We start from the raw sequence: 12,416 nt of genomic DNA, 5'->3' as shown, positions 1-12,416 counted from the left end.
GCCCGCCACCCAATCAAAAAGACCAGCCTCAAATGAGGCTGGTCTCATGACTGTCAAACTGTGGGACAGCAGTGGGCGTACGCCGGCTTTTTTTTGGGGCCCCCGGGGGGATTATTCATTATTACCAAGGCGGTGTTTGTGGCTTTCCATTAGTGAGATGCTGGATTGCCGCGCTTTTTCTGCATCGCCAGCCATAATCGCTTCGTAAATCTGACGGTGCTCCTCGATACACACACCGCCCTCCTTGGATGAAAATTGAATAAACCACTTCAGCATAGCAGCCATCACATTGCCGAAGGGGATAAAAAAACTGTTTCCGGTGGCGAGAAAAATAATTCGGTGGAATTGGGTGTCGACCTCGGTCCAGAGGGTTTGGTCAAAGCGCTGTGCAATCGTATCCATCTGCCGGAAGACTGCTGTTAATTCTGCGCGGTGCTCAGGGGTCGCGCGAATTGCCGCGAGCGCAGTTGCCTGAGGCTCAATAGATCGCCGTAGTTCCAGAAACTGGTGGTACACATTTTCTGTAGTTTCTATGTCTGCGAGCCATTCAAGTAGCTGCGCATCGAGGAAATTCCACTGGGTCTCGTTACATACCCGGGTCCCCACTTTGGGCTTCGATTCCAGCATGCCCTTGGATTTGAGCAGTTTTATCGCCTCCCGTAGTACAGTGCGACTCACGCCAAACTGGGTACAAAGGTACACTTCACCAGGAATGATCTCACCCTGGGGAAGGTCACCGGAAAGGATTTTTTGCGCGATTTCCCTGGCAATCTGAATGTTCAGGCTGCGGCTGGTCTCGGTAATCAGCTGGAATTGCGCGGTCATCGGTCGCTCGTATCTGGTCGGGATATGGGCGAAGATTGTATAGACAATCTCGGGCGTAAGAAACTCAAGTGTGCGATTACGGCATTGCGGTTCTGGGGTTGAACACGGATGTACTCCAGAATCCTTGGTCGTGCTCATCGAACAATAGCTCTGCCTCGGTATGAATGGGAAGAAGTGCGCGGTCAACGCACCTCCACCCGATCGCCCAAGTGTATGGTCGCCATGGGCTGGTCGGAAAATGCTGGTGCCAGGTTCATGCCGAAGTAAATCTGCCCGTCTTCCCCGCGTCGGTAACTGGCCAGTGTGCGCAGCGGTTCTTTCTGGGCGCGGCCAGTGAACGGGTGTAACCCGGGAATGGCGCAGCGGGCGCAGGGGTGAGTGCAATCGAATACCAGTGGTCCATCATGGGTATGAACGGTCAGTGTTTTCCAGTGATCTTCGGCAAAAGGCTCGCAACCACTTACCACCAGATTGGGGCGAAAACGCAGCATGGATACAGGCTCAGCCAGGCGACTGTTGAGATCGTCAAGCGACGCCTGGCTGATAACCAGTAAAGGCGCCGCATCCGCAAAGCCCACCTGGCGGTCCTGGCGAGGAACCTCCAGTGGCCGCCGGAACTCCTCTCCCATGGTCACCAAACGCACAGGTGACTGTAATTGCTCACTCAGCCACCGAGCGGCGTCCGCGCCCGCATCCCTTGCGACGACATCATCATTCCATACGGTCACCCTACAGCGTTCGGCATTTGAGCCAGGATGATCGACTTCAAAACGTTCTCCGTGCATGTTTTCCAGCAGTAGGCCCTTGGTGGTGACCGTTGCCTTTAATTGGGCCATGGCGCGGGTGCGGCGCTGAGTGACGAACTGGTTGTCGGCATCGACCAGCATCCAGCGGCGATCGTTCACTGCGCCAAAGTTGTCCAGAGGAAGAGACTTGGTCTTGTGTCCCTGTAAGGATTTGACGGGAAAATGGTAGAGCGCGGATATTTCCACAGTGGGCTCCAGGTTAGGGGAAGCGAGCTTTCGATGGGCAGTAACTTGCCTGCTTTATCTTGCCGGCGTAATGGTACAAGCGGCGGCCACCAAGTCCTATCCGAAAGTGCCCACTCGCGCTGCACCGCCCGTCTGGCGCAGTGAGCGGTCCAGTGTGATCAGAGAAAAAGGTGGTAGTATCCCCTGTCATATACGAGAAGAATAAACGGGAGTCGAGACGGCGATGTCTTTGGCGAGGTGGATCTGGGGGGTAGCACTGGTTTGTGCCTCAGTTTGTGGCTGGGGAAAACCGCTCGTTGTCGGCAGTGAGCAACCGCTCCAGGCACTTGCTCCGCACCTTCGCATACTGGTTGATACGCAGCGCAGCCTGACATTTCCTGAGGTTGTGGGGCCGCAGTTCTCCGGGCAGTGGCAGAGCATTGACGGGGATGGAAACAACTTCGGGTTCAGCGATGCTGCTTACTGGGTGGCGGTCACCTTACGCAATCCTACCGCGTCGCCGCTCGGGCTGATATTCCGCCAGGATTATCCACTCATCGACCACCTGGATTTCTGGCAGCCGGCCGGCAACGGCGACTGGTCACATACCGCAACCGGTGATCGCCGCAAGTTTGACTCCCGTCCGGTAAATCTGCGGGATTTCGTATTTCCCGTCACTGTGCCGGCCAACACCACCCAGACCTTCTATTTTCGCTATCAGACGGCGGGTTCGATGAATATCGGGCTCAGTATCAGCAGTGAAACCACCTTTCTGCCACAGCTTGCGAAAGAGCAGTTATTGCTTGGGATCTATTACGGTGGATTCCTGGTACTGGTTGTTTACAACCTGTTTCTATTTTTGGCGGTACGTGATCGCGCTTATGCTTTTTATATGGGGTATGCCATCTGCTACGGGCTTTATTTTGGGGTGCACAATGGGGTTTCCTATCAGTACCTATGGCCGGGAAATCCGTGGCTGGCTAACCAGAGCCTGGTGGCTCTGCTTGGTCTTACCCTGATTTTCGGTATCCAGTTTGTGCGCACCGTGTGCGCGGGCCCGCGACTGGCTCCGCGCACTGATGTTCTCGCGCGCGTTTTGCTGTACGCCCTTTTTCCGTTGACTGCCATATCGCCGTTTGTCAGCTACGGCCCCATGATTCTGACATTGGCGATTCTGACCCTAGTGCTTTCAATCCTGTTTATGGTGATGGGGGTAGTCAGTCTGCTGCGGGGTTCGGTGCCCGCGCGGTATTTTCTTGTGGGATGGGCAGCGTTACTGGTCAGCGTGGTTGTATATATGCTGAAAACATTCGGCCTGCTGCCGCACAACAGTATTACCCACAACGCGTTTCAGGTAGGCGCACTGGTTGAGATGGTATTGCTCTCTCTCGCCCTGGGTGCGAGAGTCGGCGAGATTCAGCGGCACGGTTATACCGATCAATTAACCACGCTGTTCAATCGCCGCTACTTCGACGAACAATTACCCAAAGAATTTGCATTCACCGTGCGTAACGGCACCTCATTGGCTCTTCTGATTATCGACCTGGATCACTTCAAGATGATTAATGACCGTTTAGGGCATGTGCGGGGTGATGCCGCTCTCGCCGCGGTAGGGCAGTTGATCAGAAAGCAGGTGCGGAAGCCGGTGGTGGCCTGTCGTTACGGCGGTGAAGAGTTTGCTATCCTCTTGCCGCGCACGAACCGGGAGCAGGCGGTGGAAGTAGCGGAGCGTTTGCGCCAGTCAGTAGCGGGCCTCAACCTGAAGGATATTTCACTGACCGTGAGTATTGGCGTAGCGGCCAGCGAGCAAGACAACTACGCGTCCGCCATTCAGTTGTTTGAGGCCGCAGACGGCGCTTTGTATCGTGCAAAGCATGCGGGCCGCAATCGTGTGGAACTGGCGCCACTCAACCCGGAAAACGGGGCAACGCAACCGGCTTTTGTCGCGGCGACTTCTTAGGTCGGGGCGTTTAGTCCGGTGTCGTTCCTGTTCAGTGCCTGTGTCGCTTGATTGTACAAGCGGGCCATCTCTCATTACCGGCAAGCGTCAGCGCAACAGGAGGCGTTCCCCAATCGGAAAAAACTGATTGGCCGCGCTGATGAGGGATGTCGATGTTTGCGGGGCAACGCCGTATACCTCCACAGTTTTTCCGCGCCCGGTTCGTAACGTCTCCACCAGCAGGTCAAAGTCCCCATCCCCGGAAACCAGTACGATCACATCGGCTGCGGCGCTCCGCTCCAGTGCATCGATGGTGATTCCCACATCCCAGTCACCTTTGGCGGAACCATCGGAGCGCTGGATAAAAGGTTTCAGTTTCACCTCGAAGCCGATGGCTCTGAGAATATTCTGGAATTCCCGCTGCTTTTTATCTCCACGGTCGATAGCGTAGGCGGCGGCGTAGATCACCTCCCGCCCCTCGGTAGCCTGGGCCCAGAATGCGTTGTAATCAAAGTTGCGTTGAAATGCCTGGCGCGCGGTGTAATACACATTCTGGACATCAACAAAGATCGCGACTTTTTGCATGCCTGTGGCACCGTACCGGTTTGGAGAAATGGAGCATTCTGATTCTTTTGCAAGGAAATTGTTAGAGGCTATCGCGTTGATATCCGTGGACTATAAGTGGAGTGGCTTTAATTGCTGTTGTTTATTGGGGCAATAATAACATCCAATTTCAAGGTGATTGTGTGGGTCTATAGGATTCAGTTGTCCGATAGATTATGCCGTAAGGAACGCAATCCAATGCTCAAGAAATCCCTTTCACTGGCCGTCGCCCTGTCGACTGCCCTCTCTGTCAACGCGAACGCAGCACCTTCTGGCGAGCCGATGTCCAACCAGGACTGGTGGCCCAACCGCATTGACCTGCAACCTCTGCGAATGAATGCGGAAAAGTCGAACCCCATGGGCGCCGACTTCGACTACGCGGAAGCGTTCAGCAAGCTGGATCTCGATGCTGTCAAGAAAGACATCGAGCAGGTGCTCACCACATCTCAGGACTGGTGGCCGGCCGACTACGGTCACTATGGCCCTTTCTTCATTCGTATGGCCTGGCACAGTGCCGGGACCTACCGTGTGTACGATGGTCGCGGTGGTGCCGGCGGTGGTCAGCAGCGGTTTGAACCGCTGAATAGTTGGCCCGACAACGTCAGCCTGGATAAGGCTCGTCGTCTGCTGTGGCCGGTAAAGCAGAAATATGGCAACGCTATTTCCTGGGCCGACCTGATGGTGCTGGCCGGCAATGTGTCCCTGGAATCCATGGGTTTCGAGACGTTTGGTTACGCCGGTGGCCGTGAGGACGATTGGGAAGCCGATGTTGTCTATTGGGGTTCTGAGCGCGAGTGGTTGGGCAATGACAAGCGCTTTGATGGGGGCAAGCTGGAGAAGCCATTGGCGGCAGACCACATGGGGCTTATCTACGTCAACCCGGAAGGCCCCAACGGTAATCCAGACCCGGTTGCTGCGGGTCACCGTATTCGCGATACCTTTGCCCGCATGGCCATGAGTGATGAAGAAACCGTGGCTCTGATTGCCGGGGGGCATACCTTCGGCAAGGCGCACGGTGCGCACAAGCCGGAGAAGTGTATTGGTGCGGCGCCCGGTGATGCGCCTATCGAGCAGCAGGGGTTCGGCTGGGAAAATAAATGTGGCAAGGGCCACTCGGAAGACACGGTGACCTCAGGATTGGAGGGTGCCTGGTCAGCAAACCCGATCGCCTGGAGCTCCCAGTTTCTCGACAACCTGTTCGGATTTGAATGGGTGAAAACCAAGAGCCCGGCGGGCCACACCCAGTGGGAACCTGAAAATGCGGAACAGGTGAAATTTGTCCCCGATGCACACGTCGACGGCAAACGACATGCGCCAATGATGTTTACCACGGATCTCTCGATGCGTTTTGATCCGAAGTACAAAGAGATTGCCGAGCGTTTCCACAAGAATCCGGATGAGTTCCAGCAGGCCTTTGCCAAAGCCTGGTTCAAGCTCACTCACCGCGACTTGGGTCCGCGTGCGCGCTATCTGGGAGATGAGGTGCCGGCGGAAGTTCTGAGCTGGCAGGACCCGATCCCGGAAGTGGATTTCAAGCTGGTGGACGATCGTGATGTTCAGCGCCTGAAAGCGCAAGTACTGGATAGTGGTCTCACGGTTCCAGAGCTGGTACGCACTGCCTGGGCATCCGCATCTTCTTTCCGTATTACCGACATGCGTGGTGGCGCCAACGGTGCGCGTATTCGCCTTGCTCCGCAGAAGGATTGGGCGGTAAACAACCCACAGGAACTGGATAAGGTTTTGACTGGGTTGGAGGCTATTCAACAGGACTTTAACCGCAAGGCACGCGGCGGCAAAAAGATCTCAATGGCAGACATGATCGTGCTTGCAGGAGCGGCGGCGATCGAGCAGGCGGCGAAGCAGGCTGGCTATGAGGTGCGCGTACCGTTCAAGCCGGGCCGCAACGATGCCACCCAGGAAATGACCGATGTTCAGTCCTTCGGCTATCTGGAGCGCAAGGCAGACGGTTTCCGTAACTACTACAGCGAGGAAGCGCACCTTGCGCCGGTGGATATGCTGATCGATAACGCCAACCTGCTGGACCTGAGCGTGCCGGAGATGACCGTTCTGGTCGGTGGTATGCGTACCCTGGGGGCCAACTACAACGGCAGTAAGCACGGTGTGTTTACCGACAAGCCGGGCACCCTCAGCAACGACTTTTTCGTGAATCTGCTGAGCATGGACACCAAATGGTCCAAGTCTGACCGCGAGAAGGGGCTGTACGAGGGTAAGGATCGCAGCACCGGCGAACTCAAGTGGACTGCCACCCCGGTGGATCTGATTTTCGGGTCCAACTCCGAACTGCGGGCGGTCGCTGAAATGTACGCAACCAATGACAACGACGAAAAGTTTGTCAATGATTTCGTTCAAGCGTGGACCAAGGTAATGACACTTGACCGCTTCGATCTCAAGTAACCCAGACCCTCACAGGGTGAATCTGCACGGATAGCGTATCGCCACAATCAGGACGTGGCAATTGACAAGGGCAGCCATCGGCTGCCCTTTTTCGATGCATATTAAATGGCTGCGCTGTCATTTTGCAGGCCTGCAGGAAGGTTGTGATAGTATTTCTGAACCTGTTCAGCAGGCGTAGCAGAGCTGGTGGCAAGGCACAATAATGAAAAGTGTGGGCTGCTGCGGAAGATTTGATTTCACTGGGTTAGGTTTTCGGATGAAACTGATCGGTGCTCTCCTGTGCTGTACCCGCGCAATACTAATGTGCACAATGTGGCTTGCCGCGCCACTTCTCGCCCGCGCGGAAATCCTTGAGGTCGCTCCCGACCAACCTCCGCTCTCTCTTACTCCCTATATACAGCTGTATGTGGACCGGAAACATGTACTGCCGGCGGATTCCCTGAACGCCGCAGCACTTGCCGACAGATTAACCCCACTCGATCGAAGCGCCGCCAACTTCGGCTTCAGCGATGCAGCCTACTGGGTTGCCTTTACCTTAAAGAATTCCAGCGAAAATGACCTACCCCTGGTCATCCGCCAGGATTACCCCTTGATGGATCATCTGGATTTCTGGGCACCGACTGGCAATGGTGATTGGCACCATATACGCACCGGAGATCACCAGCCTTTTACCAGCCGTCCGCTGGCATTGCGGGATTACGTATTTCCCGTCACTTTGCCCGCGCACAGCCAGCAGACCTTTTATCTTCGTTTTGCTTCTGCCGGTAGCATCAACATCGGGCTATCGGTGAGCAGTCAGCAGGCATACCTGCCACGCCTGGGCCTTGAGCAACTGCTGTACGGGATATATTACGGCGGGTTTCTGGTGTTAGTGCTGTACAACCTGTTTTTATTCCTGGCTCTGCGAGACCCCGCCTACGCCTACTATATGGGGTACAGCATCTGCTGCGGCCTGTTTTTTGCGGTATTGAACGGCTTTACCTTTCAGTTTATCTGGCCCGAATACCCTTGGCTGGCAAATCGCGCGCTGTTACTTGCCCTCGGCTTGACCCTGACGTTCGCCATTCAGTTTGCGCGCCTGATCTGCAACGTAAAACAGCTGGCGCCACAGGTGGATAAGTTCTGCGGCCTGTTGCGTTATGGGACCATTGCTCTGACGGTGCTTGCGCCCCTCGGTGACTATGCAACCATGACAGAGATCTTCTCGGTCGCCGCCCTGATCGTTTCATTGACATCACTGTCGGTGGGAGCCGTCAGTGTCTGGCGTGGCTCCGTTTCTGCGCGGTACTTTCTGATTGCCTGGATCACCTTGATGTGGACGGTGGTCATGTACATTTTCAAGACGTTCGGCCTGTTGCCCCACAATGCCGTTACCCACAACGCTTTTCAGGTGGGAGCATTGATCGAGATGGTCTTATTGTCCCTTGCCCTGGGTGCACGGGTTGGTGAAATCCAGCGCCAGGGGCATACGGATCAGTTGACCGGGCTGTTCAATCGACGCCATTTCGATGAGCTGCTTGCCAAAGAGTTTTCACTGGCTGCACGTCAGGAAACACCACTCGCCTTGGTCGTACTGGATCTCGACCACTTCAAGGCCATCAATGATCAACTCGGGCACGCGCGGGGCGATGAGGCATTGCGGGCTGTCGGGCAACTGGCAAGCAAGCTGGTACGAAAGCCGGCGGTTGCGTGTCGGTATGGTGGTGAGGAATTCGCGGTACTGTTACCCGGCTGTGATAAACAGACCGCTAACAGAATCGCCGGGCGACTTTTGGATACTGTAGGGAAAATGAACTGCGATGGTGTTCCCCTGAGTGTCAGTATCGGGGTGGCGAGTTACGAGAAGGGTAATTATCAATCCCCCATACAGTTGTTTGAGGCGGCGGACAGCGCCTTGTATCTGGCTAAAGAAGGAGGGCGAAACCAGGTTGTGATGAGTGGAGATAGCGAGCCTTTACCTCAGCAGGCCGGGCCTTTAGTCGAAGTGCATTGAATGAACCGCGGGCTTAGTCGGAGGTCACCCGATTGAGCCGTGTGACATGACTCTTGATCGTGGCGATGAGCTGTGGGAATGCGATTGGTTTTGTCAGGTAGGCATTCATGCCCGCTTCCATGGCCATATTCTGCTGGTCACTAAACGCCGCCGCCGAGAGTCCGATGATCGGGGTATCGCCTATTTCCGGATCCTCCCGAATCTGTCTGGTTGCCTCGATACCGCTGAGGCCAGGTAGTTGCACATCCATAAAGATCAGATCCGGTTGCAATACCCGGGCCTTCTCAATTCCCTCTCGACCATCCGCCACAAAGGTGGCGCAGAGCCCGACATCGTCACAAAACGCCTGCATCAGTGCCTGGTTTAACGGGTTGTCTTCAAACACGAGCACTTGCCGGCCGACAAGTTCCGTTGAACGTGAATCTCCTGTGATTACCTCCGCTGGAGCGGGGTTACCTTCTTGCAACGGTAATTCGACCTTGAAACTGGTGCCGGAACTACCATCACTGGTAAGGCTGATATTTCCGCCGAGCAGTTCTACCAGGCTGCGGGTGATGGGCAGGCCGAGGCCGCTACCCCGTGTTTGCCCCAGGTGAGATTTGTCCACCTGCTCGAAGGGCTCAAAAATAATCGCCTGCTGCTCTGGCGCAATACCAATGCCGCGGTCCCTTACCTCGATCACCAGTTGCGCGTTGTTGTGATTTTTCAGACGGAGCTCGACGGTACTGTTGGCGGGTGAGAACTTCACCGCATTGGCGATCAAGTTGATCAGGATCTGGGAGAGTTTCCCCCGGTCGCACTGGATGTATTCTGGCAGCGTCGGATCGATATCGCAGTGGATACGCACTCCCTGGCGTATAGCCTCGGGCTCGCAGGAAACCAGAATACACTGCAGTAGCCGCTGCAGAGGAAAGTCTTCATTGACCGCCTCGATCTTGCCCGCTTCAATGCGGGAAATATCCAGCACATCGTTGACCAGTTCCGCCAGTCGCTGACCGCTGATGGCGATTTTTTCCAGAAAGGAGTGAAAATCCCGGGGTAATTCAACGCCTGCACTACGGCTTTGCAGCACCTGACTGAACCCGACGATGGCGTTGAGTGGGGTGCGGATCTCATGACTCATATTGGTCAGGAAGCGGGTTTTCGAACGGCTGAAAAATTCCGCCTTTTCCTTTGCCGCCAGCAGATCGCGCTCCAGTTTTTTGCGCTCGGTAATATCCAGAATGACGCCGATCAATCCCCCAACGCGACCATCTTCCAGTGTGTAGGCCCCTTTGTTGAAGACCACATCGTGCAGTGTGCCGTCCGCGTAAACCACCTGGGATTCATACACCTGATGGCCGCGCTGGTGCATCAATTCGAGGTCCTTTTCGTGATAGATCTTGGCCTGGGGGCCGGGGGACACACCAAATACGGAGCGGCCAATAATTTCGCTGCGGGGTTTACCGAGAAACTCCTCAAACGCCCGGTTGCAGCCGGTGTAGATCCCCTTGGCATCCTTGTAGAAAATTGGCGCAGGAATGGCGTCTGTAAGAACCTGCAGAAAGTGCAGTTGATCGGAAAGCGCCAACTCGGTGGCTTCCCGCTCCAGCAGTTCCCGCTGATAGCGTGCATTCAGCTTTTTCTGATGCTGCAGCAACTCCGTCAGTTGCCGGTTGAGCTTGCGCTGTCGGCGCAGCAGATAATGCCAGAGGGTGACCAGAAGGAGAGTGACGAAAACGATTCGAACGGTCAGACCGAGAGGGGCGCTACGCTGTGGAACCCAGGTATCCACCGCCCACTCACTGATGCCGATCAACGTTGCCGTGAGCACCGCAATAGGAAGCAATTTGTGCCCTGAGGGACGTTGGACACCTGTGGAGTTATTCATAGGCCGGTATTGATCGGGATTGTTTTTTTCACCACATTACGCAATTCAGTGAATACCGGCAATATTGCAATCTGGTTACGCGCCAATAAAAAAGCCCGCGGGTGCGGGCTTTAATTCTGCCACCTGGGGATGGCTCAGGTCTTCAGTTTCTTGTACTGCATCCGATGCGGTGTGGCATTCTCACCATTGCGGGCCACGAAGTCCTCGTGGTACTCGGTGTAGTTGCCCTCAAAGAACACCACATTGCTGTCGCCTTCGTAGGCCAGAATGTGGGTGGCCACCCGGTCCAGGAACCAGCGGTCGTGCGAGATCACCATGGCGCAACCGGGGAAGCTCAGCAGGGCTTCTTCCAGTGCGCGCAGGGTTTCGATGTCCAGATCGTTGGACGGTTCGTCCAGCAGCAGCACGTTGGCGCCCTGCTTCAGGGTGTAGGCCAGGTGCAGACGGCCGCGTTCACCACCGGACAGTTCGCCCACGCGTTTCTGCTGATCGGAACCCTTGAAGTTGAAGCGGCCGATGTAATTGCGCGACCCAACTTCGTAGTTGTTGATCTTGAGCATATCGTGTCCGTCGGACACGGCTTCCCACACGGTCTTGTTGTCATCCAGGTTTTCGCGGCTCTGGTCGACACTGGCAATCTGTACGGTTTCCCCGATCTTGATTTCACCGGAGTCCGGCTTTTCGGTACCGTTGATCATACGGAACAGGGTGGACTTACCCGCGCCGTTACCGCCAACGATGCCGACGATGGCGCCCTTGGGCACACGGAACGACAGGTTGTCGATCAGTACGCGGTCGCCGAAGGATTTACTCACGTTGACCAGCTCGATCACATTGTCACCCAGGCGCTCGCCCGGTGGAATGTAGATCTCGTTGGTCTCGTTGCGGGCCTGGAATTCCTGGGACTGCATTTCTTCCAGGCGGGACAGACGGGCCTTGTTTTTGGACTGGCGGCCTTTCGGGTTCTGACGGGCCCACTCCAGTTCTTTCTGCATGGCCTTGGCGCGGGCCTGCTCACCTTTCTGCTCCTGCTCCAGGCGCTTCTCTTTCTGTTCCAGCCAGGTGGTGTAGTTGCCTTCCCAGGGAATGCCGTGGCCGCGGTCCAGTTCCAGAATCCAGCCGGCGACATTGTCGAGGAAGTAGCGGTCGTGGGTAATGGCCACCACGGTGCCTTCGAAGTCGTGCAGGAAGCGCTCCAGCCAGTACACGGATTCCGCGTCCAGGTGGTTGGTGGGTTCGTCCAGCAGCAGCATGTCCGGGCGCGACAGAAGCAGACGGCACAGGGCCACACGGCGTTTCTCACCACCGGACAGGTTGTTCACGTCGGCGTCCCAGGGCGGCAGGCGCAGAGCGTCGGCGGCCACTTCCAGGCGATGCTCCAGGTTGTGGGCATCCCAGGCCTGGATCACGTCTTCGAACTGCTGTTGTTTCTTGGCCAGGGCGTCGAAGTCGGCGTCGGGTTCTGCGTAGTCGGCGTAGACCTGTTCCAGGCCGGCGAGGGCGTCGATGGCTTCGCGCATGCCGTCTTCGACGTTGCCGCGCACGTTTTTGGATGGGTCCAGTTGCGGTTCCTGGGGCAGGTAGCCGACGTTGATGCCGGGCATGGCGCGGGCTTCACCGTTATAGTCCTGATCGACCCCGGCCATGATGCGCAGCAGGGTGGATTTGCCGGCGCCGTTCAGGCCCAGTACGCCGATTTTGGCGCCGGGGAAGAAGGACAGGGAAATATCTTTCAGAATCTCACGCTTGGGCGGAACAACCTTGCCCACGCGGTTCATTGTGTATACGTATTCAGCCATT

The 12,416-nt window shown here is 56.1% G+C and carries 8 protein-coding genes; 3 read left to right on the top strand and 5 right to left on the bottom strand.

Annotated features, from left to right (window positions below; genetic code table 11):
* Positions 1-111 precede the first annotated feature (111 nt).
* The gene (locus AAFH99_RS16560; protein ID WP_406828290.1) at positions 112-1,011 is read right to left on the bottom strand and encodes a FadR/GntR family transcriptional regulator; all 900 of its coding nucleotides are present in this window, start codon (positions 1,009-1,011) and stop codon (positions 112-114) included.
* On the bottom strand, positions 1,008-1,817 hold the full coding sequence (locus tag AAFH99_RS16555) for an MOSC domain-containing protein (RefSeq protein ID WP_043319300.1): 810 nt from the start codon (positions 1,815-1,817) through the stop codon (positions 1,008-1,010). The genes AAFH99_RS16560 and AAFH99_RS16555 overlap by 4 nt, the downstream gene beginning before the upstream one ends.
* A gap of 223 nt (positions 1,818-2,040) precedes the next feature.
* On the opposite strand from AAFH99_RS16555, the gene AAFH99_RS16550 reads away from it, so the two are divergent.
* Complete coding sequence (locus AAFH99_RS16550) at positions 2,041-3,756, top strand: diguanylate cyclase (protein ID WP_406828289.1); 1,716 nt, start codon at positions 2,041-2,043, stop codon at positions 3,754-3,756.
* Positions 3,757-3,843: 87 nt separating this feature from the next.
* On the opposite strand, the gene AAFH99_RS16545 is transcribed toward AAFH99_RS16550, so the two are convergent.
* Entirely contained in the window at positions 3,844-4,320 is a 477-nt protein-coding gene (locus AAFH99_RS16545) for an NYN domain-containing protein (protein WP_043319298.1), read from the bottom strand.
* A gap of 216 nt (positions 4,321-4,536) precedes the next feature.
* Here AAFH99_RS16545 and katG point away from each other — a divergent pair, with 216 nt between their 5' ends.
* Both katG and AAFH99_RS16535 read left to right on the top strand, forming a co-directional pair.
* Positions 4,537-6,753, top strand: a complete 2,217-nt coding sequence (katG, locus tag AAFH99_RS16540; RefSeq protein ID WP_043319296.1) for a catalase/peroxidase HPI — start codon at positions 4,537-4,539, stop codon at positions 6,751-6,753.
* A gap of 301 nt (positions 6,754-7,054) precedes the next feature.
* On the top strand, positions 7,055-8,746 hold the full coding sequence (locus tag AAFH99_RS16535; protein ID WP_406828288.1) for a diguanylate cyclase: 1,692 nt from the start codon (positions 7,055-7,057) through the stop codon (positions 8,744-8,746).
* 13 nt (positions 8,747-8,759) lie between these two features.
* On the opposite strand, the gene AAFH99_RS16530 is transcribed toward AAFH99_RS16535, so the two are convergent.
* Positions 8,760-10,616, bottom strand: coding sequence for an ATP-binding protein (locus tag AAFH99_RS16530; protein WP_406828287.1), 1,857 nt, complete (start codon positions 10,614-10,616; stop codon positions 8,760-8,762).
* A 134-nt stretch (positions 10,617-10,750) separates the two neighbouring features.
* Positions 10,751-12,415, bottom strand: coding sequence for an energy-dependent translational throttle protein EttA (gene ettA / locus AAFH99_RS16525; RefSeq protein ID WP_043319293.1), 1,665 nt, complete (start codon positions 12,413-12,415; stop codon positions 10,751-10,753).
* Position 12,416: the final 1 nt, after the last annotated feature.

Origin of the sequence: Microbulbifer sp. ARAS458-1 (assembly GCF_045348205.1) — a bacterium.
Lineage (GTDB): Bacteria > Pseudomonadota > Gammaproteobacteria > Pseudomonadales > Cellvibrionaceae > Microbulbifer.
This window is presented reverse-complemented; position numbering and strand designations above follow the sequence as displayed.